This is a genomic window from Nonomuraea sp. ATR24 (assembly GCF_041950485.1).
GTDB lineage: Bacteria > Actinomycetota > Actinomycetes > Streptosporangiales > Streptosporangiaceae > Nonomuraea > Nonomuraea ceibae.
In genome coordinates this window covers 86,962-110,125 of the sequence record NZ_JBGNUU010000010.1, presented here as the reverse complement: position 1 = coordinate 110,125, position 23,164 = coordinate 86,962, and the positions used below count along the sequence as shown (strand labels likewise).

The window sequence follows — 23,164 nt, the reverse complement described above, 5'->3', positions numbered from 1 at the left end:
ACCGGCTCCTAGGATGGCGGCTCGGACTCGGAACGTTCCTTTTCTGCGGCGCCGGCCCTGCCCAGGTAGGCGGCGATCACCGCGTCGTCCGCGATCACCTGGTCAGGCGGCCCGGTGAGCACGACCTGGCCGAAGTCGAGCACCGTGACCTGTTCCGAGATGCCCATCACCAGCCCCATGTCGTGCTCGACCAGCAGGACCGTGATCCGCTGCTCGGTGGCGATCCTGCGGATGGTGTCGCGGACGGCGAGCTTCTCGTGCGTGTGCATGCCGGCCGCGGGCTCGTCGAGCAGCAGCAGCCTCGGCTCGGTGGCCAGGGCGCGGGCGAGGTCGACCCGCTTGGCCTCGCCGTAGGGCAGCTCGGCGGCGGGCAGCGGCAGCAGGTGGTCCACGCCGAGGAACTCGGCGACCTCGCGGACCTTGGCCCTGGCCTCCCGCTCGGAGCGGCGCACGTGCGGCAGCCGCAGCCCGGCGCCGAACACCCCGCCCCTGCCCAGCCGGTGCCGCCCGAGCAGCAGGTTCTCCTCGACGGTCAGCCCGGCGAACATGGACGCGTTCTGGAACGCCCGGCCGACGCCGAGGCCCGTGACCCGGTGCGGCGCGAGCCCGACGAGCTCGGCGCCGTCCACGCGGACGCTGCCGCCGGCCGGCTTGTAGATCCCGGACAGCACGTTGAACAGGGACGACTTGCCCGCGCCGTTGGGGCCGATCACCGCGTGGATGGTGCCGGGCTCGGCGGTGAAGGTGACGCTGTCGAGCGCCGTCACCCCGGCGAACCGGACGGTGACGTCGCTGACCTCCAGCCGGGCCCCGGGGGCCGTGGTGCCGTGTGCCGTCATGGCGTCCCTCCCCGCGCGTCGCCGGGCAGCGTGGCGGCGCTCTCCTCGTCGGGCTCGCCGCCGAGATAGAGGCGGCGTACGCGGTCGTCGCCGCGCAGGCGCTCGGCCGGGCCCTCGATCGCCACCTCGCCCACGGCCAGCACGTACGCGTGGCCGGCCAGCTCCAGGGCGACCGCCGCGTTCTGCTCGACGACGAGCATGGCGGTGCTCTGCCGGTGGATCTCGCGCAGCAGGTCCACGATCCGGTCGATGATCTTCGGGGCGAGGCCCAGCGACGGCTCGTCGAGCAGCAGCAGCCGGGGCTCGGCCATGAGCGCCCGGCCGATGGCCAGCATCTGCTGCTCGCCGCCCGACAGCAGGCCGGCGGTCTGCTTCCGGCGCTCGCCGAGCACCGGGAACAGCTCGTAGACCCGCTCCAGGTCGCCGGGGCGCTTGCCCTTCGCGTTGCCGTAGCGGCCCGCGCGCAGGTTCTCCTCGACGGTCAGGTGGGCGAAGACGCGGCGGCCCTCGGGCACCTGCACGATGCCGGACTTGACCCGGCGCTCGGCGCCCAGGCCGTCGATGCGGGCGCCGGCGAACCTGATCTCGCCGCCGGTCATCCGCCCGGCCTGGCCGGTCAGCACGCCGGAGATCGCGCGCAGCAGCGTGGACTTGCCCGCGCCGTTGCTGCCGAGGACGGCCACGATGCCGCCCTGCGGGACGTCGACGCTGACGTCCCGCAGGGCGGTCACCGCGTCCCCGTAGCGCACCCCGAGGTTGCGCACGGAGAGCAGCGGGTCGCTTTCCCGTTCGGTCATCGGGCCTGGAACTTCGCGGTGTCGGGGCCGGTGTAGCCGGCCTGGACCAGCTCGAGGCCGCCTTCCGCGTCCTTGGACGGCTTCATGATGAAGGTCTGGGTGGACGGGGAGACGCCCTTCTTGGAGAAGTCCAGCGGCACGGTGGTCTGCTGGGTGTCGTAGGCGCCCTTCTGCCGGAACGCGGTGGCCAGGCCCTCACGGCTCAGGTCCTTGTTGTCGCACGCCTGGGTGATGGCCTGGTCCATCACGCTGGCCGCCGCGTACCCGAGGGTCACCCACAGGCTGGGCGTGATCGACTTGTCGCCGGACTCCGCGTACAGCTTCCTGACCTGCTCGGGGCCGGGGCCCTCGCCGGCGAACGGCGCGGCGGAGCTGACGACGAGCATGTTCTTCTCCATGGCCGATCCCGCGCCGGTGGTCAGAGACTCGGGGGAGAAGCCGGGGGAGGCGGCGACGATCGGCACGTCCAGGCCCTCCACGTCGGCCACGGCCACCGCGGAGGAGACCTGCCGGCCGGACGCGCTCAGGAACAGCGCCTTGACGCCCGCCGCGGCCATCTGCTTGACCTGGCCGGACAGGTCGCTGACGGTCGGGTCGATCTGCTGGCCGACCACGGTCATGCCGTTGGCCTCGGCGGCGAAGGTGGCCCCCGCCAGGCCGGGCTCGCCGTAGTCGCCCTTGAGGTAGATGTAGCCGATCTTGTCGCCTTCGGCCAGCTTCTTCTGCTCGATCAGGTAGTCGACGGCGTTGACCATCTCGATGTCGTAGGTGGTGCCGGGGATGATGATCGACGAGCTGTCCTTGACGCTGGGCGACCAGCCCATCGACACGGCGAGCACCCCGTCCTGCTCCAGCTTGGGCAGCACGGCGAGCGTGGTGGGCGAGCCGACCGTGATCTGCAGGGCGAGGACCTGCTGGGACAGGTCGGAGTAGAGGGACACCGCCTTCTGCGGGTCGTAGCCGTGGTCGCGGGTCATCAGGTTGACCTTGCGGCCGTCGCAGACGCCGCCCGCGGCGTTCTTGGCGTCCCAGTAGAGCTTGACGCCGAGGTTCTGCTGCTTGTCGATGGCGGCGAACGGCCCGGTGATGTCGGTGAGCAGGCCCAGGTTGATCGCGGAGCCGTCCACGCCGGGCCCCACGGGCATGCCCCCGGAGCTGCCGGCGCTGGTCTCCGCCTTGGTGGAACAGGCGGACATGGTGGTGATCGCGAGGGTCGCCGCGCCGAGCGCGGCGGCCATGCGGAGCTTGCGGGATGGCATGCGTCCCCTTTCGTGCCGATACGGGTTCGCGTTCGTCGGGAAACGCGTGGCCGCGGGCAGTAGAGATCACTCGGTGGTCGGTGGGGAGAGAGCGGCATGCAACCGATATTCGGTTATACCGTTCGACTATCGTGCTGTGGCCCGATCTGGCGTGTCAAGAGGGTGGCCAAACGGCAACAGGAATGATGTGGGGCGGCGAAACGGCCGCTTCACCGCCCCGGAGAGAGCAGGTCAGGCGCCGGCCGCCTGGATCTCGCGGACGGCACGCAGGGCGTCGGCGGGCTCCATGCGGGTGCGGTAGTTCATCGTCACGTGCCTGGCCCGCACGATCCCGGCGGAGTCCAGCACGAACGTCGCGGGCACCGGCAGGCTCCAGCGGCCGTCGGGCTGCTGGCGGGCCAGCGCGGCCGCCGTGACGTCCAGCAGGTGCGGCTTGATCTTGTCGGGCAGCTCGAACCGCACCCGGTAGGCGGTCATCACCTCCTGCTCGGCGTCGGAGAGCACGTCGTAGGCCAGCTCGTGCTTCTCCTGCATCGACAGCGCATCGTCGGGCAACTGCGCGCTGATCGCCACCAGCCGGGCCCCCGCCTCGCGGAACTCGGGCAGGGCCGCCTGGTACGCCGCCAGTTCGAGGTTGCAGTACGGGCACCAGGAGCCCCGGTAGAAGATCAGCACGACCGGCCCCTCGGCGAGCCGCTCGGACAGCCGTACCGTGGCGCCGGTCGCACCCGGCAGGGCGAAGTCGGGCGCCTTCTCCCCGATCTCCAGCCCTGGCACGAGACCGGCGGCCTCGATCTCGGCGAACGCGTCGTTGATGGCCTGCTTGGCCTCCTCGGGCCGCTGCACCGACGCCGCCTTGGCCGCCAGGATCTCGTTGAGCGATTGCACCGGACACCCACCTCCATAACCGTTATTCGGTTGTTGTGTTCGCAATTTGCGCGTTAGGCGCATCCTGGGAAGCGGAACGTGCCGCTGTCAAGACTTGGGGGGTGCTGTTAGGGTGAGTGATACCGATATATGGTGAGCGCAACCGTTAATCGAACATGCGTGAGGTGGTAAGGACATGGCTGAGCGGGAGTTGCTCACCGTCCCCATCGGGACGGCGGCCGGCGCCTCGGAGGTCTACTCCGGCGTGGCCCGGATGGCCGGAGTGCTGTGGTGCTCCCGGGTGCGCGCCCGCCCCGGACGGCGCGCCGACACCGCCGTGGTGGTGGTCCACCCCTCCTCCAACTTCCTCGGGCACTACGCCCTCGACGCCTGGGCCGAACGCGGCGTCGACGCCGTGGCCATGACCACCCGCTACCTGGGTAACGACTCGGTCCTCCTGCTGGAGAACTGCGTGCTCGACATCGCCTCCGTCGTCGGCCACCTGCGCGCCGAGGGATACGAGAAGGTCGTGCTCGTCGGCAACTCGGGCGGCGGCGGCCTCGTCGCCCTCTACCAGGAGCAGGCCCGCAACCCCACCATCACCTCCTCGCCGTACGGCGGCGGCCCCGACCTCACCGGGGCCCACCTGCCGCCGGCCGACGCGCTGGTCATGCTCATGGCCCACCCCGGCCGGGCCAACCTGCTCGTCGAATGGCTCGACCCCGCCGTGCGCGACGAGGACGACCCCTTCGATCGCGACCCCGAGCTCGACATGTTCGCCGCCCACAACGGCCCCCCGTACGGGGAGGAATGGCTGGCCCGCTACCGCGCCGCCCAGCGGGAGCGCAACGAGCGGATCACCGACGCGGTGATCGCCCGGCTCGCCGAGCTCGACGAGCGCAGCGGCGGCCGCGTCACCGACCTGCCCATCAGGATCCACGCCACCTGCGCAGACCCGCGCAACGTCGACCTGTCGATCGACCCGTCCGACCGCGCCCCCGGCACCCTGTGGGGCGAGCCGTACGAGGCCAACCTGCGGCCCACCACGCTCGGCCACCTGACGAGCCTGCGCTCGTGGCTGTCGCAGTGGTCGATCCGCACCTCCCACGGCGACGGCCCCGCCCGGCTGGCCGGCGTCGACGTCCCGGTGCACGTCATCTACGGCACCGCCGACCAGGCGTGCTTCCCCTCCCACGCCCGCCAGCTCTACGAGGCGGTGCCGCACGACACCAAGGCGCTCACCGCCGTCCAGGGCGGCCGTCACTACCTCAACGGCCAGCCCGAGCTCACCGCCGTCATGGCCGACGCCCTCATCGGCTGGATGGGAAAGGTCCTGTGAACCGTCCGACGATCGCCGACCTGAGCACGGCCTGGGTCCGCATCCCGCTCGGCGCGGGACGCGGCGGCTCCGGCGCCACCCAGGTCGACCTGCTGCACGTCACCCTCACCGACGACGAGGGCGTCACCGGCACCGGCTTCACCTACGCGCTCACCGGCGGCGCCGAAGCCCTGTACGCGCTGCTCACCGGCCTGGTCAAGGAGAAGGCCGAAGGCACCCCGCTCGACTCCTGGCCGCGCCGCTGGCACGAGATCGCCGCCGCCACCCGCCGGCTCGGCAAGGGCATCGCGCTGCCCGCGCTGTCGGCCGCCGACATCGCCGTGTGGGACCTGCGCGCCCGCCGCGCCGGCCTGCCGCTCTACCGGTTCATCGGCGCGCACACCGACACCGTCCCGGTCTACGGCAGCGGCCGATCCACCCACGCCATGTCGGTGGACGAGCTCGTCGAGGGCTCCCGCCAGTACGTCGCCGAAGGCTACGACGCGGTCAAGCTGCGCGTCGGCGCCCGCCGCGCCGAGGAGGACGTGGCCCGCGTACGAGCCGTCCGCGAGGCGCTCGGCGACGGCCTGCGCATCATGGTCGACTGCAACGAACGGCTCGACCTGCCCACCGCCGTGTGGCTCGGCCGCCGCCTCGACGACCTCGGCGTCTACTGGATGGAGGAGCCGCTGCCCGCCGACGACCTCGCCGGGCACGCCCACCTCGCCGCCCGCCAGGGCGTCCCCCTCGCCGTCGGCGAGCACCTGCACGGCCGCCACGACTTCGCCGGCTACCTGCGCGAGAACGCCGCCTCCGTGCTGCAGCCCGACGTGCCGCTGTGCGGCGGCGTCACCGAATGGCTGCGCATCAGCGCCGTCGCCGAGGTCCACGGCGCCGTGCTCACCCCCCACTTCCTGCCGGAGCTGCACGTCAACCTGGCGGCGGCCGTCCCCAACTGCACCTACGTCGAGCACTTCCCGCTGATCGACGAGGTGCTGGCCGAGACGCTGGCGATCAGCGGCGGCGTGGCCACCCCGCCCGACCGCCCCGGTCACGGGATGCTGTGGGACACCGCCGCGCTCGACCGCCTCCGGCACGCCTGACGAACGACCCGAACAGGAGCACATCGTGTCCAAGCCCTTCGCCTCCACCGCAGACACCGAAGAGAAGCCCGAGATCCTCGAAGTCCTCGCCGACGGCGTGTACGCCCTCACCACCGGAGGCGACCCCAACGTGGGCGCCATCGAGGGCGAGGACTTCCTGGTCTGCTTCGAGGCCCGCGCCACCCCCGTCATGGCCGAGCGCTGGCTCGCCCAGCTCCGGCAGCACACCGACAAGCCGGTCCGCTACCTGGTCCTGTCGCACTACCACGCCGTCCGCGTCCTCGGCGCCGCCGCCTTCGACGCGCAGGAGATCATCACGCACACCGAGACCCGGCGGCTCATCGTCGAGCGCGGCAAGGAGGACTGGGCCGTCGAGTTCGGCCGGATGCCCCGCCTGTTCGCCGGCCACGAGACCATCCCCGGCCTCACCTGGCCCACCCTCACCTTCGACGACCACCTGTCGATCGAGCTGGGCGGCGACCGCGGCACCGTCGAGCTGGCCTGGGCGGGCAACGGCCACACCTCCGGCGACATCTACGCGTACGTGCCCAAGTCCAAGGTCCTGTTCGCCGGCGACCTGGTGGAGAACGGCTCGGCCGTCTACACCGGCGACGCCTACCACCGGGACTGGATGACCAGCACGCTCGACCGGGTCAAGGCGCTCGACGTGGAGATCCTCGTCGGCGGGCGCGGCGAGATCGCCCGCGACCGCGCCGCCTCCCAGCGCGCGATCGAGCTGACCCGCGACTTCCTCAGCACGCTGATGACCGCCGTGGACACCGTCAAGCGCGGCGGCGGCACGGTCGAGCAGGCGTACGTGGCGGCCCGCGAGGCGCTGCTGCCCGTCTACGGCGGCATGCCGGTGTTCGAGCACGCCATGGTCTTCGACACCTGGCGCGCCTGGGAAGAGCTCGACGGCCGGGGACCCGGCATCTGGACCCCCGAGCGCGACCGCGAGGTCTGGGACCGCCTCACCGGCTGACCGGATCGGCCCGCCGCCCGACCAGGTGATGCCTCCAGCCCGCGCCCCTCTCCCGCCAGGCTGGAGGCATCACCGCCGCCCGCGTCAGGTGAGGATCTCCACGTGCCCGTCGGTGCCGTTGACGCGGATGCGCTGCCCGTCGCGGATCAGCCGGGTGGCCCGCTCCACGCCCACGACGGCCGGCAGCCCGTACTCGCGGGCGATCACCGCGCCGTGCGTCATGATGCCGCCCACCTCCGTCACCAGCCCCGCCACGGTGACGAACAGCGGGGTCCAGCTCGGGTCGGTGTAGGCGGTGACCAGGATGTCGCCCGCTTCGAGGTCGGCCCGCGCCATGTCGGTGACGACCCGGGCCCGGCCCTCCACGGTCCCGGCCGAGACCGCGAGGCCGGGCAGCGCGCCGGGCGGGGCGTCCGCGCGCCGGTACCGGCCGTTGAGCGCCTCGCCGTCGGAGGTGAGCACCCGGGGCGGCGTCAGCGTCTCGTACGTGCGGAACGCCTCCCGCCTGTCGCGGATCAGCCCGGCGTCCGCCTCGCCGGTGCGCACGACCTCCCGCAGCTCCTCGAACCGGAGGAAGAAGACGTCGTCCCGCGCGCCCAGCGTGCCCGCCCTGACCAGCCGGTCGGCCTCCCGCAGCAGCGCCTGCTTGTAGACGAAGTAGCGGCTGATCATGCCGTACTTGGGGTATTCGCGGTAGCCGGCGAAGGTGCGGACCCGGTCGATCATCCGCTTGGTCTCCTCGGCCTTCTCCTCCCCGCCCGGCAGGGCGCGCAGCCGCGTCAGCACCTCCCGCTCCTTGCGCCGCGCCTCCTGGAGGCCCTGCTCGAAGTGCCGCTTCCCGGCGCCGGGCGCGAAGTTCCTGACGTTGCCGAGCAGGGCGGGCAGGAGCATGGCGGGCTGCTCGCTCCAGCGGGTCCTGGTGACGTCGATCTCGCCAGCGCAGCGCATGCCGTACGTGCCGAGGAAGCCCAGGAGGGCGTCACGCGCCTCCCGCCCGCCGGGCAGCGCGGCCAGCTCGTCCAGGAAGCCGTCGCCCTCCCGGCCCTCGTCCGCGACCCGCTGGAGGAACGCCACGACCTCCGGGTGCGGCCTGACGACGTCGGCGACGTCGAGGAGCGCCAGCCCCATCTCCGCCGTGACGTTGTGGGGCACCGACTGGGTGAGCGTGTCGGCCGCGTTCTTCTCGCCCAGCCACTCCTCCAGGTGCTCGTTGAGCCAGTAGGAGGCGTCCATCCCGGCCATGATCACCTCGTAGCCGCGCGGCTCGAACAGCAGGCGCTTCAGCTCCGCGAGGTCGGCCGTGACGAAGTCGAGCAGCTCCCTCCCGGACAGCCCCTCGATGCCGCGCCGCAGCTCGGCGACCGACTCCTCGTTGAGCCGGATCATCTCGGTGACGACGGCCGGGTCGGTCTCGATCGGCGGGGTGTCGCCGGGCGGCCTGAGCGCGGCCGGCAGGGACTCCAGGTCGCCGTCGGGCAGCGGGTCGATGAAGTCGCCGCGGTCGAGGACGGTCTTCAGCGCGTCGAGCATGAGCGGATCGGACTTGCCGAGGGTGCCCAGGAGGCCCGCGCGGCCCGTGGGCGTCGCCAGCAGCGGGCCCACGTCGACGAACAGCCGCCCGGCCGCCTCCTGCATGGGCCGCGGGGTCGTCAGCTGCCACAGGGACAGGCCCAGCGGCTTCATCGCGTCGGTCATCATCTGCTGGTGGCCGACGGAGACGTAGACGTGGTTCTCCTCGTCGCCGGTGACCGGGACGGGGAACAGGGTGGTGATCGGCCGGCTCTGCACGATGTGGAAGTCGTCGCCGGCCAGGCACCACTCGATGTCCTGCGGCCGGCCGAAGTGCGCCTCGACGCGCCGGCCCAGCCGCACCAGGCGCACGACCTGCGCGTCCGTCAGCGCCGGGCGCGAGCGCAGCTCCCGCTCCACGGGCGCGTCCCGCGTGCCGCCTCCCGGCGTGGCGAGCACGTACATGGACTTGTCGGCGACCGTCGCGGAGACCACCCGGTCGTCGCGCACCGTGTAGACGTCACCGGAGACCAGCCCGGCCACGAGCGCCTCGCCGAGCCCCCACCCGGCCTCCACGGTGGCGACCTTCCGGTTCGAGGTCACCGGGTCGGCGGTGAACAGCATCCCGGACGCCTCCGGGAACACCATCCGCTGCACCACCACCGCCATCCGCACCTGCCGGTGGTCGAACCCGTTGCGGCACCGGTAGGTCACCGCCCGCTCGGTGAACAGCGACGCCCAGCACCTGCGGATGTGCCGGAGGACCTCCGCCCGGCCCACGACGTTCAGGTAGGAGTCCTGCTGGCCGGCGAAGGACGCGGTCGGCAGGTCCTCGGCCGTCGCGCTGGACCGCACCGCGTAGGCGTCCTGCTCGCCGAGCCGGGCGAGCTGCTCGCCGACCGCCGCGACCAGCTCGCCGGGCGGCTCGACGCCCTCCACGACGCCGCGGATCTCGGCGCTCAGCGTGCGGATAGCTTCGTGGTCGTCCGGTTCCACCCGCGACAGCCGGTCGAGCAGCGCGTCGATCGACGGCGCCACCGCCTGCCTGAAGGCGTCCGTCGTGACGCAGAACCCGTCCGGCACGCGGACGCCCTCGACGCGCGAGAGCTCGCCCAGGTGCGCCCCCTTGCCGCCCACTGTCGCGATCTTCGTCGAGTCGATGTGCTGGAAGCCGATCACGTAACGCAATTCCGTCGCTCCGTCGTTCGTCGGGCCGGTTCGCAACGGGCAGTATGGAGCACTTTCCGGCGCCTCATGAGGGACGCCGATCTGCTATAACCTGAAAGTGGCGAGCCGGTGGTAGGCCCGTCTCGCGTAGACCAGAGGCTCCTCGGCGCCGAGCTGATGGACCGCCTCCACCCTTCCCAGAAACAGCGTGTGGTCACCGGCCGGCACGGTCGTCGTGATCGCGCAGTCCATCGCGGCCAGCGCGCCCGGCAGGATCGCGTTGCCCGAGCAGGGGGACGGCGACCAGTCCACGTCCGCGAACTCGCTCTCGCCGACCGGGCGCTCCCCGGCGAAGTGGGCGGCGAGCGCGCTCTGCCCGGTGGCGAGCAGGTTCGCGGTGAAGCTCCGGTTGCTCATGATGAGGCCGTGCGTACGGCTGCTGCGGCTCAGCGACACCAGGATCGTCGGCGGCTCCAGCGACACGGACAGCAGGCTGTTGATCGTGACGCCGTGCGGCCCGGTGGCGGATCGCGTGGTGACGACGGCGACCCCGGTGGGCCACTGCCGCATGACGGCCCGCATCGGCTCGGTCACCACGCGGAGGCCCGGGGCGCGGCGGTCTCCAGCGCCGGGAAGTGGGGCACCACCTCCTCGCCGAGCTGGGCGAGGACCTCGCCGGCGGGCCGGCTGCCGTGCTGGACGCCGAGCGCGCAGTGGTTGATGCCGACGTCCTGCCAGCGGCCGAGCAGCTCCAGCAGGCCCTGGGTCCCGGTGCGCAGGACGAAGCCGCCGCGCAGCGGGGTGGGCGGGTGCAGCGGGTCCTCCATCAGGTCGATCCACTCGTTGGTGGCCACGGGCTTGAACGCGGCCCCGGGGATCCGGCCGCGCCAGGTCGCCGCCTTCTTGCCCAGCGCGATCGGGCCCTCGGCGGTCGTGGTGGAGCCGGGGTAGACGAGCCAGCCGTCGGCGTGCTCGGCGATCCAGTCGGGGGCCTGCTGGGAGGAGCCCGTGACCAGCAGCGGGATGTGCCCGTGCACCGGCTTGGGCAGCAGGTCGACGCCGGAGGCGGAGGGCTTCAGGAGGTCGCGGAAGGCGTGCACCGCCTCCCGGAAGCGCCGGCCCCGGCTCTCGAAGTCGACGCCGTAGGCGGGGAACTCGCTGGGCCGGTCACCGGAGGCGATGCCGAGCACCAGCCGGCCGCCGGAGAGGTGGTCGATCGAGGCCGCCTGCTTGGCCAGGTCGATGGGGTGGCGCAGGCTGAAGATCACGCTGCCGGAGGCCAGTGTGATCGTCGAGGTGTGCGCGGCCAGCCAGGTCAGCGCCGACCAGGGGTCGTACACCTGGCCGACGTCGCCGAAGCTCGCGTCCGCCAGCGGGATGTCCCTGACCCACGCGGCGGCGAACCCGGCCCGCTCGGCCTCCTGGACGAGCGCGCTCTGCCCGCGCAGCGCCGCCATGTCGCCGGTGTAGGGCCACAGCGGCAGGAACAGCCCGACCGTCAGCCTGCCGTTGGCGAACATGCGGTCGAACCCGACGTGGCCTGTGCGGTCACTCATGACAACCCCTTCTGGTTGGAACGTTCGATCCAGAGCATAGCCTGACTGGATCGAACGTTCCAACCAGGTAGGCTGAAGTCATGGACTCCCAGGACACGCGCGCCCGGATCGTACGGGCCGCCGCCGAGCTGCTGCAGCGGCAGGGCTACGAGGGCGCCTCCGTCAAGCCCATCGCCCTGGCCGCCGGCGCCTCGGTCAGCTCCGTGTACCACTTCTTCCCCGGCGGCAAGCAGGAGCTCGCGGTCGAGGCCGTGCGCCACGGCGCCGCCGAGTACGCCGACCTGCTCCGCGAGGGCCTGGCCTCCAGCCCCGACCCGGCCGAGGGCGTCGCCGCCTGCGCCCGGCTGATGGTGTCCGCGCTGAAGACCTCCGCCTGGGTCGACGGCTGCCCGGTCGCCGTCACGGCGCTGGAGACCGTGGGCCGCGTGCCCGGCATCCAGCAGGCGGCCGACGAAGCCCTCGCGCACTGGCAGCGGCTCGTCAGCACCGCGATCCAGAAGGCGGGCGTCCCCGCCGACACGGCCGACGAGCTGGCCAGCACCGTCATCAGCACGCTGGAGGGCGCCGAGCTGCTCAGCCGCGTCCGCCAGGACGACCTGCCGCTGCGCCGCGCCGCCACCCACCTGTCACAGCTCGTCCGCCTGGCGGTGAACCCGGCCTGATCAGCGCAGGCCGGGCCAGTTGTCCCGGCCGGACCGGCTGACCTGACAGGCGGCCTCGGCGTACACGCGGGAGTCCTTCGAGGCCGCACGCAGCCACTCGTCCAAAGTGACCGGCAGGGACGCGCGGGGCTCGGCCAGGCAGCGGTCACCGGCCGGCGCGAGATAACGAGGGTCGCCGCTTACCAGGACCGCCAGCCCCTCGTCGAACCACTGCGGCACCTCCTGCCCGCCGAGCCGGGCGTGCAGCTCCACGTGGGCCAGCTCGTGCGAGGCGATCACCGGGTCGACGCCGCGCGGCGACAGCATCACCGACCGGTTGAGCACGGCGATGCCGCGCTCGCGACCGCCGCCGATCCTGCGGTAGCAGTCGTCGGACAGGCACACGAGGATGTCCGGGGCGCTCTCCCGGCCGCCGAAGAAGTCGCGTACCCGCTGGTCGGCCTGTGCGACGACCTCGGCCACGTGCCTGCGCCGGTCCGGCGGCAGGCCGGGCTCGGCGTACACGCCGGGCTGCAGGCGCTCCAGGCCGTAGCAGCCGGGGCACGTGGTGGCCGCGACGGACGGGAAGGCGATCGCCGTCACCGCCACGGCGGCGGCCAGCAGGAGCGCGATGACGCCGCCCGCGATCCGGAGCCTCCTGGTCACGGACACGTGGCGCCCCGGGGCGGCAGCCGGCGCTCGGTGACGTACCTGCTGACGTGCTCGACGACGCACGGGTTCGCCATCGCGCCGAACAGGTTGTGGCCGGGGCCGTCGTGCCTGATCGTGCGGCTGCCGGGGATCCGGCTGACGACCCGGCGGGTGGATTCGTAGTCCTGCCAGGTGCCCGCGCCCAGCATGGGCGGCAGCGTGCGGGGCATCGGGGCGGGCGGGTTCGTCACCGGGGCCGGCCAGCCGGCGCAGGTGAGCGGCAGGTGCCAGGCGAGGGCGAAGGAGGCGCCGGCGCTGGGGGCGAGGGCGCGCAGCCGCCTGGTCGTCCGCGCGAGGTCGCGCTGGTCCGCCGGGCGGGGCAGGTCCAGGCACTCCTTGTAGCCGCCGCCGGGGGCGCCGGGGTAGGGCTGACGGGGAGACAGCGCGAAGCCCGACGCGTCGCCCTTCTCGGCGGCCGTGATCGCCGCCACGACGTCGCCCCAGCTCGCCGGGCCGGGCCGGAGCTTGAGGAACGCCAGCGCCCGGAGCTGCGTGCCGTCGTAGCGGGCGTCGACCCGAGGGGCGGGGATCGGCTCCCGGTCGGCCTTCGCGGTCAGGGCCCGCCAGCGCTTCTCCGTCCCGGCGGGGGCCCAGGCGAAGAAGCGGTCCAGGAACCGCTCGGTCTCACGGGCCTCGGCGTCGAGCTCGCGCTGCCAGTCGCGGACGCTGTGGTTGCGGGTGCCGTCGACGTACAGCGTGCGCACGCGGTCGGGGAACAGGCGGGCGTAGGACTGGGCGATCGTCCCGCCGTAGGAGAGCCCCAGGAAGTTCATCCTGTCGTCGCCGAGCGCCCGGCGGACGGCGTCGGCGTCGCGGGCGTCGTCGGCGGCCGACATGTGGTCGAAGAGCTCGGGATCGGTGTCACGGCACGCCTCGCCCCGGCTCCTGTTGGCCGCGGCCACCCGGTCGAAGCCGGCCTGGTCGGCGGGGAACGCCGGGGTGCGCACGAACCCCCAGTCGCACTTCAGCACCGCGCCGCTGAGCCCGGGATAGCCGCGCGGGTCCCACGTCACCACGTCCATCGACCGCCGGATCTTGTCGAAGATGCGGGTACGCGAGCCGAGCGAGGCGATCTGGAAACCCTGCGGGCCGCCGAAGTTGACCAGCACGGACCCCTCCCTGGCGCCGGTGGCGGGCAGCCGGGCGACCTTCAGGACGAGCTTACGGCCGCTGCCGGGGGACAGGGCGACGGGCAGGTCCGCGCACTGGAGCTCGGGCGCGTCCGCGACGGGGCAGGCGCTCCACGACAGCCCCGGCTGCGGCGCCGGAGCGCTGACCGGGGCGGTGAGGATGGCCACCCCGAGAAGTGTCTTGAACATGCGACGGAACGCTAGAAGTCACCCCCGACCCGGGTCTGCCCTCGAAGGTCAGCGGACACTGTTCACCAAAGTGGACTATGAGCACCCCGATACGCCCTGAGTAGGGTGAATTCCATGTCCAGGTATGCGGTCGTCGCCGCCGTCGTGGTCGCGGACACGGCGCTGTTGTGGCTGGACGGGACCCAGGGCTGGATGCTCGCCGCCTACGCGGTGGCCGTGGCGCTCACCGTGGCGGCGGCGAACCGGCTGCCGTTCGCCGCCTTCTTCGCGGCGCTGGCGCTGGCCGTGCTCACCGGCGCTTCCCTGGCGCTGCTGGCCTGCACCGGCTTCCAGGCCGGGCACCGCATCTCCGCGCGCCGGGACGTGGTGGTGACGGCCTGCGCCCTCAGCGCGTACGTGTGCGTCCTGCTGCTGGCCGTGCGGCGGTCCCCGGGCTCCGACGAGCCGTGGATCAGCTTGGCCCGCGTCGTCATCCTGACCGCGCTGCCGCTGCTCGCCGGCCGGTACGTGGCCCAGCAGCGCGAGCACATGCGCCGCGAGCGGGCCCTGATCGCCGAGCAGGAACGCCTGCGCGAGCGGCTGCGCATCGCCCAGGACATGCACGACTCGCTCGGCCACCTGCTCAGCCTGGTCTCCGTGCAGGCCGCCGCGCTCCAGGTCGGCCCGCTGCCGCCGGACCAGCGGCAGGCCGTGGGCGGCCTGGCCGACACCGCCCGAGCCGCCGCCGCAGAGCTGCACGAGGTGGTCAACGCGCTGCGCGAGCACGACGTGCCCGGCCTGGACGATGTCGGCGACCTCGTCGCCCGCTCCCGCGCCGCCGGGGCCACGGTGACGGTCGACACGTCCGGCGAGGCCGTCCCGCTCGCCGACCCGAGGGCCTCCCACGCCGCCTACCGGGTCGTCCAGGAAGGGCTGACCAACGCGGTCAAGCACGCGCCCGGCACGCCGATCACCGTGTCGCTCGACTGGCAGCCCGACGCCCTGCTGATCTCGGTGGCCAACCCGGCGCCCCGCGCTCCCGCGGCCTCCACCGGCGGCGGCAGCGGCCTGCGCGGGCTCACCGAGCGCGTCGCCTCGGCCGGCGGCCTGCTGCGCGTCCACCCCGGGACGCGCGAGTTCCGGCTCGTCGCGATGCTCCCCCTGGTGCCGGTCCTCGCGGAGGCAGCCTCATGATCAGGACCCTGGTGGCCGACGACGAACCCCTCATCACCACCGGCATCCGCACCGTCCTGGAGTCGGCGGGCGACATCGAGGTGGTGGCCACCGCCCGCGACGGCCGCGAAGCCGTGCGGGCCGCCCGAAGCCACAGCGTCGACGTCGCGCTCCTCGACCTCGCGATGCCCGTCATGGACGGCCTGGCCGCCGCCGCCGAGCTGACCGGCACGCGGGTGGTGCTCCTCACCGCCTTCGGCGACCACGACAACGTACGGCGAGCGGTACGGCAGGGCGTGTCCGGGTTCGTGCTGAAGACGTGCACCCCGGACGAGCTCATCCGCGCGGTCCGCGCCGCGCACGCCGGGCACGCGTACCTGTCGCCGGCCGTGGCCCGCCAGGTGCTCGACATGGCCGCGCCCGGCGACGACGAGCGCGGACGCGACGCCGCCCGCAGGCTGGCCACGCTCACCGCGCGCGAGGCCGACATCCTCGCCCTGGTGGCGCAGGGCCTGTCCAACGCCCAGGTGGCCCGGCGCGCCCACATGACCGAGGCCAGCGTCAAGACCTACGTCAGCCGCATCCTCGCCAAGCTCAACTGCGCCAACCGCGTGCAGGCTGCCCTGCTCCTCCGCGACGCGCCGTTCCCCGCCTGACTCCGGCGGTGAGCGTCAGTGCCCCATGTTGTGCTTGCGGCGCGGGGGCCTGCCGTAGCCGAGCGTGCCCATCATGCCCTGCTCCTGGTGGAAGAGGTTGTGGCAGTGGAACATCCACTCGCCGGGGTTGTCGGCATGCACGTCGATCTTCATGCGTTCGCGCGGCTTGATGTTGACGGTGTCCTTCCTCGGACCGCCCCGGTCGGTGGTCCGGACCTGGAAGGTGTGGCCGTGCAGGTGCATGGGGTGCCACATGTGGGTGTCGTTGTGCATGACGATCCTGATCGTCTCGCCGCGCTCGACGCGCAGGCGCAGCGGGTCGTCGGCGCCGTGGCCGTTGAGGGTCCACTCGTCGCCGCCGGGGCGTTTACGCAGGCCGAACGTGACCGTGACGGTCCGGGAGGGCTGGGGGAGCTGGTCGGCCCGCCGAGCCTCCAGGTCCTGATATTTCAGCATCTGGCGGTTGAGCTCCGGCACCGTGCCGTCCGGCGACGGCCTGCGGGCCCCCCGCGAGGTCCGCACCACCGCGAACGCCCGCCCGCTCTTGCCCTCCGCCATCGCCATCAGCGGGAACGCCCCCTCGCCCAGCGTCGTGACGAAGTCGTAGCGCTCGCCCATGCCCAGCACGAACGCGTCCACGGTCACGTGCTTGCACGGGAACCCGTCGGTATGGGTGACGGTCATGCGGTGCCCGCCGAGCGCGACCCGGAAGGCGGTGTCGGCCGCCGCGTTGATCACCCGGAACCTGACCCGGGCCCCGGGACGGCTGTGGAACGTCCTGGGCTCGTTCGCGGTGTGCCCGTTGACCAGGTAGTACGGGTAACGCATGTGCCCCGCGACGCCGCCGAGGAGAGGGCTGCTGAGGCCCTTGTCGTGCGAGGTGGCGCTCATCCGCCGCTCGGCGTCCTCGGGGGTGCCCCTGACGCCGTCCTGCCAGTCGTCGAGCACGACCGTGAACTCCTGGTCGTAGCCGAGCGGCTCGCGCGGGTCGGCCACGACGAGCGCGCCGTACAGGCCGCGGTCGCTCTGCATGCCGACGTGCGAGTGGTAGAAGTACGTGCCGGGGTCCGGGACGGTGAACACGTAGTCGAACGTGCCGCCGGGCGGGGTCGGTCGCTGCGAGAGGCCGGGGGCGCCGTCCATCTTCGGGGTGATGCGGATGCCGTGCCAGTGCACGGTGGTCGGCGCGGGCAGCTCGTTGACGAGCCTGACCCGTACGGTCCGGCCGGCGGTGGCCCGGATCAGCGGGCCGGGCAGCCGGTCGTCGTACATCCAGGTGGGCAGGGTGCGCCCGTCGAGGACGACGGTGCCGGGCCGGGCCCGCAGCACGCTGCCCCGGGGAGCCGCGGCGGCCACCGCGGGGCCGTCCATCGGGCCGGCCACGGGGGCGGCGCCCAGGGCGGCGAACACGCCGCTGACGAACAGCCTGCGGGACACGGCCCCACGCGAATCATTCACTGCGGTTCCTCTCCTTCACCCCACGCAAGGTAACGGAGAGTCACCTACAGGGCACGGCGCGACGCGCCCGGTTCGGCGTGATCGCCCGCGTGTCAGCAGCAGGCGTCGCCGCGCCACGCCTCGCGGCCCTCCTTGACCGCGACGGCGGCGATGACCAGGGCGGCGACCGGGTCCGCCCAGGACCAGCCGAACAGGCTGTTGAGCGCCAGCCCGGCCAGCAGCACGCCGGACAGATAGGTGCACAGCAGGGTCTGCTTCGAGTCGGCCACCGCGGAGGCGGAGCCGAGCTCGCGGCCGGCGCGCCGCTGCGCGTACGACAGGAACGGCATGACGACCAGCGACAGCGCGGCGATGATCAGGCCGGGGGTGGAGTGCTCGGCCTCACCGGCGCCCAGCAGGGCGCGTACGGCGTCGAAGCCGACGTAGGCGGCCAGCGCGAAGAACGAGACCGCGATGACCCGCAGCGCCGTCCGCTCCCGCTTCTCGTGGTCGGCGGCGGTGAACTGCCAGGCCACGGCGGCGGCCGAGGCGACCTCCACGACCGAGTCCAGGCCGAAGCCGATCAGGGCGGCGGAGGAGGCGGCGGCGCCGGCGGTGATGGCCACCGCCGCCTCGACGACGTTGTACGCGATGGTGGCCGCCACCAGGAGCCGGACGCGGCGCCGCAGGACCGCCCGCCGGTCCGGGGCGGGCGGGTTCAGCGTGGTCATGACGCCTGGGCGGGGCGCAGGGCCACGGCGTGGCCGGTGGCGGCCAGCAGGTGCTCGGCCGAGGCGAGCAGGTCCATCAGCTCGGGCCGGGTGAGGGAGTAGAAGGACTGGCGTCCTTCGGCCCGGTAGTCCACCAGGTCGCAGTCGCGCAGGCAGGCCAGGTGCTTGGAGACCGTGGACTGGGCCAGGCCCAGCTCACCCACCAGGTCGACCACCCGCGCCTCGCCGCGCGCGAGGCGGGCCACGATGCGCAGCCGGTTCTCGTCGGACAGGGAGTGGAACAGTGCCGCCGCCGGGGAGACGCCCGCGGCGATGTCCGCGCTCACGCAGCGCCCGGCCTCACTATCAATCGCCATACGGCGATGATATCCCAATGGCGCGATGCCTCAAGTCGTCAGGTCGTTGACCGGGCTGCGGGCGCCCTGCCCGGTCAGGACCCGTACGGCCTCCTCAGCGGCGAAGCGCCGCACGGTGGCGACGGCCTGCTCGGAGTAGTAGGCGGCGTGCGGCGTGACGATCACGCCGGGCAGCGCGAACAGGGGGTTGCGGGGCTTCCAGCCGCGCTGCTTCGCGGGCTCCTCCTCCAGGTCGTCCAGGGCCGCGCCGGCGATCCAGCCTTCGGTGAGCGCCTGGTGGAGCGCCGCGTCCTCGACGATCGGGCCGCGGGCGGTGTTGACGAGCAGGGCCGTCGGCTTCATCCTGCGGAGCGTCGTACGGTCGAAGGCGTGGTGGGTGCCTGGCGTGAGCGGCGCCTGGATCACCAGGTAGTCGGCGCCTTCCACGAGCTCGTCGAACGACACCGGCCGCACGCCGCGGGACTGGATCTCGGCCTCGTCGACGAACGGGTCGTGCGCCCACACCTCGACGCCGAACGCCTTGGCGCGTTCGGCGATGAGCTGGGCGATGAAGCCGAAGGACAGCAGCCCGAACACCCGTCCCCGCAGCCGCCAGACCGGCTCCCCGCTCTGCCAGCGCCACACGCCCTCCCGGGTCGCCCGGTCGTACGCGCAGATCTTGCGGGCGGCGGCGAGCCAGAGCGCGACGGCGTGGTCGGCGACCTCCTCGGCGCACCAGTCGTTCGGCGCGTTCGTGACCTGGATGCCGCGCCGGGTCGCGGCGTCGACGTCGACGATGTCCACACCCGTGCCGTAGCGGGCGATCACCCGGCAGCGGGTGAACGCCTCGATCGCGCGGGCCCCGATCCGGGCGTACTGGGTCAGCACGCCGTCGGCGTCCCGGCCCTTCTCGATCACCTCCTCCTCGCTCTTGCACTGGGCGGCGAGCAGCTCGAACCCGGCGCCCTCCACGATCGCGCGCTCGATGTCCACGTCGCCGAAGTCGGAGTCGGCGATCATGATGGTGCCTCTGGCGTCAGTGCGAGTCACGGGGAATCCCCTTGGTGTGGACGAGGTCCTGGTAGTCCAGGGCGAGCTCCAGGCAGCCGCCGCCGTCGAGCTGCCCGACCGTGGCGCGGTAGATCTCCTGCCACGGCGTCTGGTTGTCGAGCGGCGGCGGCGTGTGATCGGCCCACCGCTCGGCGATCTCCTCGTCGGTCAGCAGGACGTCGACGCGGGCGTTGTCCAGGTCGACGCGGATGCGGTCGCCGGTGCGCAGGATGGCGAGGTTGCCGCCCGCCGCGGCCTCGGGGCTGGCGTTGAGGATGGACGGCGCGTCGGAGGTGCCGCTCTGGCGGCCGTCGCCCAGCGTCGGCAGCGTCGTGATCCCCCGCCGGATCAGCGTGGCCGGGACCTCCATGTTCACCACCTCGGCCGAGCCCGGATAGCCGATCGGGCCGGTGTAGCGGATGACGAGGATGCAGTTCTCGTCCAGCTCCAGGGCGGGGTCGTCGATGCGGGCGTGGTAGTCCTCCGGCCCGTCGAAGACGACGGCGCGGTAGTCCGCCACCGGGCGGAGGTCGCCGGCCAGGACGGAGGTCTTCATGACCGCGGAGCCGAACAGGTTGCCCGTCATGATGAGCAGCCCGCCGCGCGGGGCGAGCGGCTGGTCGTAGGGGCGGATGACCTCCGGGTCGGCGGGCGGGGCGTCGGCCAGGTTCTCGGCCACGGTCCGGCCGGTGACGGTCACGGCGTCGCCGTGCAGGCGCCCGGCCGCCAGCAGCGACCGCATGAGGGCGGGCAGGCCGCCGGCGCGGTAGAAGTCCTCGCCGAGGAACTCCCCGGCGGGGGCGACGTTCGCCAGCACCGGGACGTCACCGCCGATGCGCTGCCAGTCCTGGATGGTCAGCGGCACCCCGACGTGCCGGGCGATGGCGTTGACGTGGATGGGCACGTTGGTGGAGGCGGCGATGGCCGAGGCGACCACGATCGCGTTCTCGAAGGCCGGCATGGTCATGATCTTGCGCGGCGTCAGGTCCTCGCGGACGAGATCCACCGCCCGGCGGCCCGTGTCGTACGCCATCTGCGCCCGCCGCCGGTACGGGGCCGGGATCGCCGCGCAGCACGGCAGCGACATGCCCAGGGCCTCGGCCAGGCAGTTCATCGACAGCGCGGTGCCCATCGTGTTGCAGTGCCCGATGCTGGGCGCGGAGGCCGCCACGCGCGCCGAGAACTCGGCGTAGTCGATCTCCCCGGTGGCCAGCAGCCGCTTCGACTGCCAGATCACCAGCCCCGAGCCCGACGCGGCCACCCGCTGACCCTGGTGATAGCCGTTGAGCATCGGCCCGCCGGACAGGACGATCGCCGGGATGTTCACGGTCGCCGCCGCGGCCAGGCAGGCGGGCGTGGTCTTGTCGCAGCCCGTCGTCAGCACGACCCCGTCGAGCGGATACCCGTACAGCACCTCGACCAGCCCCAGGTAGGCGAGGTTGCGGTCCAGCGCGGCGGTCGGGCGCTTGCCGGTCTCCTGGAGGGGATGGACCGGGAACTCCAGCGGTATGCCGCCGCCGTCGCGGATGCCGTCCCTGACCCGGTCGGCCAGGGCCAGGTGGTGGCGGTTGCAGGGGACGAGGTCGCTGCCCGTCTGGGCGATGCCGATGATGGGCCGGCCGGACTGGAGCTCGCCCGGGGTCAGCCCGAAGTTGAGGAAGCGTTCGAGGTAGAGAGCGGTCATCTCCGGATTGCCCGCGTTGTCCCACCATGCCTGGCTGCGCAGGCCGCCTGTGGCCGCCATCAGGATCCCTCCGATCGGGCGAGGTTGACGCCGCTGGCGATGACGCCGATATGGCTGAACGCCTGGGGGAAGTTGCCCATGAACGCGCCCGTCGACGGGTCGATCTGCTCCGGCAGCAGCCCCAGCGGGCTGGCCCGGGCGCACAGCGACGCGTAGAGCTCCCCGGCCCGGTCCCGCTCGCCCAGCAGGATCAGGTTGTCGACCAGCCAGAAGCTGCACAGCAGGAACGCGCCCTCGTCGCCGGGCAGGCCGTCGGGGGAGCTCTCGTGCAGGTAGCGGTAGAGCAGGCCGTCACCGGCCGACAGGCGTGCCGCGATCGCCGCCGTCGTGGCCGCCATGCGCGGGTGGGCCGCCGGGACGACCTTGCGCAGCGGGAGCGCGAGCAGGCTGGCGTCGAGGCTGCCGCCGCCGTCGAGATGCTCGCTCAGGCACTGGGCCCTCTCGTCCCAGGACTCCTCGAGGATGACCCGGCGCAGCGTCTCGGCCTCCCGGCGCCAGGACGCGATCTGGCCGGGCATGCCGAGGCGCTCGCCGATCGCCGCAGCCCGGTCGAGGGCGACCTGGCACATCCCGGCCGAGTACGTGAACACCCGGCCTTCGCTGCGCACCTCCCAGATGCCCTGGTCCGGCTGCCGCCACGTGCTCGCGGCGGCCTCGGCCAGCTCCGCCAGGCCGGACCAGAGCGCGGGCTGGAGCTCGCGGCCGGGGCGCAGCCACTGGTCGGCGCAGTCCAGCACCTCGCCGTACACGTCGTGCTGGCGCTGGTCGGCCGCGCCGTTGCCCCAGCGCACCGGGGCCGAGCGCCGGTAGCCTTCGAGCTCGGCGTCCTGCACCTCCTCGGGCACGGCGGCGCCGAGCAGCGTGTACATGATCCGCGGGCTGCGGCTCTGCTCGAAGGCGTCCAGCACCCAGCCGAGAAAGGCGTCGGCCTCCTCGCCGAAGCCCACCCGGCGCAGCGCGAACACGGCATAGGCGGCGTCCCGGATCCAGGTGTAGCGGTAGTCCCAGTTGCGCACCCCGCCGATCGGGGCGGGCAGCGACGAGGTCGGGGCCGCGACCAGCGACCCGTTCACCCAGTCGTCGCACAGCTTCAGCGTGATCACCGCGCGCCGGACCAGCGCCGCCTGCGGGCCGTCGTAGCCGCACTTGGCCATCCAGCGGCGCCACGCTCCGGCGGTGTCGCGCAGCATCGTCTCGGGGGCGAACCGGTGGTGCCGGTGGATGCGCCCCCACGACAGCACCAGGTCGAGCCGGTCGCCCTGCTCCAGGTCGTGCTCGGTGCGCAGCCCGGTCAGCGGCCGGTTGGACCGCAGGTGCAGGCGCAGATCGGGCCGCCGCAGCGCCCGCACCTCCAGGCCGCTGCCGAGCGCCCGGGCCTGCCCGCCGCCGCGCGGCTCCAGCTCCGCCCGCAGGCGCACGGTCCCGCTCACGACCACGGCCGAACGGACCAGCTCGGCCCGGCCCGCCCCCGCGTCGTCGCTGAGATCGGCCCCGGCGCGCAGGGCCAGCGCGTCCGTGATCCGTACCAGCCCGGACGGCGCGCGCAGCTCGGTCACCAGCACGGCGGTGTCGGGCTCGTAGAACTGGCGCGCCTCCAGCAGGCCGTCCGCGGTGAGCGTGAAATGCCCGCCACGGGCCTGGTCCAGCAGCCCGCACACCAGCGGTTCGCTGTCGAAGCGGGGAAGGCACAGCCACGGGATCGAACCGTCCAGGCCGACCAGCGCCGCCGTGTCGCCGTCGCCGATCAGGCCCAGGTCCTCCAGCGGCGGATAGCCGTCCGCGCGGCGGACCGGGCGGAAGGGCGGGTCGGTGTCGAGCATCGCCGAACTCTTTCGTCGGAATGGACTGCATCACCGAGTACCCCCGGCGAGGAGCGGATAACGCCGCTTCTCCGCAGGTCAGCGGCCGGGAATTAATAAATCCTTTGGCGAATGCGTAACGGATTCCGCGTTACTCCGATCGGGCCGGCGGGCGTGATGACGGCCACGGTC

The 23,164-nt window shown here is 72.9% G+C and carries 21 protein-coding genes; 6 read left to right on the top strand and 15 right to left on the bottom strand.

Going from position 1 to position 23,164, the window contains the following annotated elements; translation table 11 throughout:
- Positions 1 to 8: 8 nt before the first annotated feature.
- The 4 genes from ACBI99_RS24335 to ACBI99_RS24320 all read right to left on the bottom strand — a co-directional run bounded on the left by ACBI99_RS24335 (position 9) and on the right by ACBI99_RS24320 (position 3,783).
- Positions 9 to 839, bottom strand: a complete 831-nt coding sequence (locus ACBI99_RS24335) for an ABC transporter ATP-binding protein (protein ID WP_375073552.1) — start codon at positions 837 to 839, stop codon at positions 9 to 11.
- On the bottom strand, positions 836 to 1,636 hold the full coding sequence (locus tag ACBI99_RS24330) for an ABC transporter ATP-binding protein (protein WP_375073551.1): 801 nt from the start codon (positions 1,634 to 1,636) through the stop codon (positions 836 to 838). Before ACBI99_RS24330 ends, ACBI99_RS24335 begins: the two co-directional genes overlap by 4 nt.
- Positions 1,633 to 2,895, bottom strand: coding sequence for an ABC transporter substrate-binding protein (locus tag ACBI99_RS24325; protein WP_219515224.1), 1,263 nt, complete (start codon positions 2,893 to 2,895; stop codon positions 1,633 to 1,635). Before ACBI99_RS24325 ends, ACBI99_RS24330 begins: the two co-directional genes overlap by 4 nt.
- A 231-nt stretch (positions 2,896 to 3,126) precedes the next feature.
- On the bottom strand, positions 3,127 to 3,783 hold the full coding sequence (locus tag ACBI99_RS24320) for a peroxiredoxin-like family protein (protein ID WP_219515221.1): 657 nt from the start codon (positions 3,781 to 3,783) through the stop codon (positions 3,127 to 3,129).
- Positions 3,784 to 3,958: 175 nt separating this feature from the next.
- Here ACBI99_RS24320 and ACBI99_RS24315 point away from each other — a divergent pair, with 175 nt between their 5' ends.
- The 3 genes from ACBI99_RS24315 to ACBI99_RS24305 are packed head-to-tail and all read left to right on the top strand — an operon-like array spanning position 3,959 to position 7,165.
- Entirely contained in the window at positions 3,959 to 5,101 is a 1,143-nt protein-coding gene (locus tag ACBI99_RS24315; RefSeq protein ID WP_375073550.1) for an alpha/beta hydrolase, read from the top strand.
- Positions 5,098 to 6,183: a mandelate racemase/muconate lactonizing enzyme family protein gene (locus ACBI99_RS24310; protein ID WP_375073549.1), complete on the top strand. Its 1,086-nt coding sequence runs from the start codon at positions 5,098 to 5,100 to the stop codon at positions 6,181 to 6,183. Before ACBI99_RS24315 ends, ACBI99_RS24310 begins: the two co-directional genes overlap by 4 nt.
- Positions 6,184 to 6,205: 22 nt before the next feature.
- Entirely contained in the window at positions 6,206 to 7,165 is a 960-nt protein-coding gene (locus tag ACBI99_RS24305) for an MBL fold metallo-hydrolase (protein WP_219515273.1), read from the top strand.
- 84 nt (positions 7,166 to 7,249) lie between these two features.
- Here the strand turns inward: ACBI99_RS24305 and rph are convergent, their stop codons facing one another.
- The 3 genes from rph to ACBI99_RS24290 form a co-directional block, all read right to left on the bottom strand.
- Positions 7,250 to 9,853 (bottom strand): rifamycin-inactivating phosphotransferase, encoded by a 2,604-nt coding sequence (gene rph / locus ACBI99_RS24300; protein ID WP_375073648.1) that lies wholly within the window; start codon positions 9,851 to 9,853, stop codon positions 7,250 to 7,252.
- Positions 9,854 to 9,946: 93 nt separating this feature from the next.
- Complete coding sequence (locus tag ACBI99_RS24295) at positions 9,947 to 10,435, bottom strand: flavin reductase family protein (RefSeq protein ID WP_364171805.1); 489 nt, start codon at positions 10,433 to 10,435, stop codon at positions 9,947 to 9,949.
- The gene (locus ACBI99_RS24290) at positions 10,432 to 11,397 is read right to left on the bottom strand and encodes an LLM class oxidoreductase (protein WP_219515199.1); all 966 of its coding nucleotides are present in this window, start codon (positions 11,395 to 11,397) and stop codon (positions 10,432 to 10,434) included. The genes ACBI99_RS24295 and ACBI99_RS24290 overlap by 4 nt, the downstream gene beginning before the upstream one ends.
- 80 nt (positions 11,398 to 11,477) lie before the next feature.
- Here ACBI99_RS24290 and ACBI99_RS24285 point away from each other — a divergent pair, with 80 nt between their 5' ends.
- Positions 11,478 to 12,059, top strand: coding sequence for a TetR/AcrR family transcriptional regulator (locus ACBI99_RS24285; protein WP_364171809.1), 582 nt, complete (start codon positions 11,478 to 11,480; stop codon positions 12,057 to 12,059).
- Here ACBI99_RS24285 and ACBI99_RS24280 read toward each other — a convergent pair whose 3' ends face one another.
- Positions 12,060 to 12,704: a hypothetical protein gene (locus ACBI99_RS24280; protein WP_375073548.1), complete on the bottom strand. Its 645-nt coding sequence runs from the start codon at positions 12,702 to 12,704 to the stop codon at positions 12,060 to 12,062. It abuts the gene before it with no gap.
- The gene (locus ACBI99_RS24275; protein ID WP_375073547.1) at positions 12,701 to 14,068 is read right to left on the bottom strand and encodes an alpha/beta hydrolase; all 1,368 of its coding nucleotides are present in this window, start codon (positions 14,066 to 14,068) and stop codon (positions 12,701 to 12,703) included. Before ACBI99_RS24275 ends, ACBI99_RS24280 begins: the two co-directional genes overlap by 4 nt.
- 114 nt (positions 14,069 to 14,182) lie before the next feature.
- Here ACBI99_RS24275 and ACBI99_RS24270 point away from each other — a divergent pair, with 114 nt between their 5' ends.
- Positions 14,183 to 15,241 carry a sensor histidine kinase gene (locus tag ACBI99_RS24270; protein WP_219515174.1) on the top strand — a complete coding sequence of 353 codons (1,059 nt, stop codon included), beginning with the start codon at positions 14,183 to 14,185 and terminating at the stop codon, positions 15,239 to 15,241.
- On the top strand, positions 15,238 to 15,876 hold the full coding sequence (locus ACBI99_RS24265) for a response regulator (RefSeq protein WP_375073546.1): 639 nt from the start codon (positions 15,238 to 15,240) through the stop codon (positions 15,874 to 15,876). The genes ACBI99_RS24270 and ACBI99_RS24265 overlap by 4 nt, the downstream gene beginning before the upstream one ends.
- A gap of 15 nt (positions 15,877 to 15,891) precedes the next feature.
- Here ACBI99_RS24265 and ACBI99_RS24260 read toward each other — a convergent pair whose 3' ends face one another.
- The 6 genes from ACBI99_RS24260 to ACBI99_RS24235 all read right to left on the bottom strand — a co-directional run bounded on the left by ACBI99_RS24260 (position 15,892) and on the right by ACBI99_RS24235 (position 22,993).
- A complete protein-coding gene (locus ACBI99_RS24260) occupies positions 15,892 to 17,334 on the bottom strand; it encodes a multicopper oxidase family protein (RefSeq protein WP_375073545.1) in 1,443 nt (480 codons plus the stop codon).
- A 92-nt stretch (positions 17,335 to 17,426) separates the two neighbouring features.
- A complete protein-coding gene (locus ACBI99_RS24255; protein WP_375073544.1) occupies positions 17,427 to 18,044 on the bottom strand; it encodes a cation transporter in 618 nt (205 codons plus the stop codon).
- On the bottom strand, positions 18,041 to 18,400 hold the full coding sequence (locus ACBI99_RS24250) for a metalloregulator ArsR/SmtB family transcription factor (RefSeq protein WP_357583527.1): 360 nt from the start codon (positions 18,398 to 18,400) through the stop codon (positions 18,041 to 18,043). Before ACBI99_RS24250 ends, ACBI99_RS24255 begins: the two co-directional genes overlap by 4 nt.
- Positions 18,401 to 18,430: 30 nt before the next feature.
- Positions 18,431 to 19,429: a C-terminal binding protein gene (locus ACBI99_RS24245; protein ID WP_375073543.1), complete on the bottom strand. Its 999-nt coding sequence runs from the start codon at positions 19,427 to 19,429 to the stop codon at positions 18,431 to 18,433.
- Positions 19,416 to 21,173 (bottom strand): IlvD/Edd family dehydratase, encoded by a 1,758-nt coding sequence (locus ACBI99_RS24240; RefSeq protein WP_375073542.1) that lies wholly within the window; start codon positions 21,171 to 21,173, stop codon positions 19,416 to 19,418. Before ACBI99_RS24240 ends, ACBI99_RS24245 begins: the two co-directional genes overlap by 14 nt.
- A complete protein-coding gene (locus ACBI99_RS24235) occupies positions 21,173 to 22,993 on the bottom strand; it encodes a glycoside hydrolase family 15 protein (protein WP_219515156.1) in 1,821 nt (606 codons plus the stop codon). The genes ACBI99_RS24240 and ACBI99_RS24235 overlap by 1 nt, the downstream gene beginning before the upstream one ends.
- Positions 22,994 to 23,164: the final 171 nt, after the last annotated feature.

Excerpts from the sequence above, each read along its gene's own strand:
- ACBI99_RS24290 (WP_219515199.1), bottom strand. The coding sequence starts at position 11,397 with ATGAGTGACCGCACAGGCCACGTCGGGTTCGACCGCATGTTCGCCAAC.
- ACBI99_RS24330 (WP_375073551.1), bottom strand. The coding sequence starts at position 1,636 with ATGACCGAACGGGAAAGCGACCCGCTGCTCTCCGTGCGCAACCTCGGG.
- ACBI99_RS24315 (WP_375073550.1), top strand. The coding sequence starts at position 3,959 with ATGGCTGAGCGGGAGTTGCTCACCGTCCCCATCGGGACGGCGGCCGGC.
- ACBI99_RS24265 (WP_375073546.1), top strand. The coding sequence starts at position 15,238 with ATGATCAGGACCCTGGTGGCCGACGACGAACCCCTCATCACCACCGGC.
- ACBI99_RS24275 (WP_375073547.1), bottom strand. The coding sequence starts at position 14,068 with ATGTTCAAGACACTTCTCGGGGTGGCCATCCTCACCGCCCCGGTCAGC.
- ACBI99_RS24250 (WP_357583527.1), bottom strand. The coding sequence starts at position 18,400 with ATGGCGATTGATAGTGAGGCCGGGCGCTGCGTGAGCGCGGACATCGCC.
- ACBI99_RS24325 (WP_219515224.1), bottom strand. The coding sequence starts at position 2,895 with ATGCCATCCCGCAAGCTCCGCATGGCCGCCGCGCTCGGCGCGGCGACC.
- ACBI99_RS24335 (WP_375073552.1), bottom strand. The coding sequence starts at position 839 with ATGACGGCACACGGCACCACGGCCCCCGGGGCCCGGCTGGAGGTCAGC.
- ACBI99_RS24255 (WP_375073544.1), bottom strand. The coding sequence starts at position 18,044 with ATGACCACGCTGAACCCGCCCGCCCCGGACCGGCGGGCGGTCCTGCGG.
- ACBI99_RS24270 (WP_219515174.1), top strand. The coding sequence starts at position 14,183 with ATGTCCAGGTATGCGGTCGTCGCCGCCGTCGTGGTCGCGGACACGGCG.
- ACBI99_RS24285 (WP_364171809.1), top strand. The coding sequence starts at position 11,478 with ATGGACTCCCAGGACACGCGCGCCCGGATCGTACGGGCCGCCGCCGAG.
- ACBI99_RS24240 (WP_375073542.1), bottom strand. The coding sequence starts at position 21,173 with ATGGCGGCCACAGGCGGCCTGCGCAGCCAGGCATGGTGGGACAACGCG.
- ACBI99_RS24235 (WP_219515156.1), bottom strand. The coding sequence starts at position 22,993 with ATGCTCGACACCGACCCGCCCTTCCGCCCGGTCCGCCGCGCGGACGGC.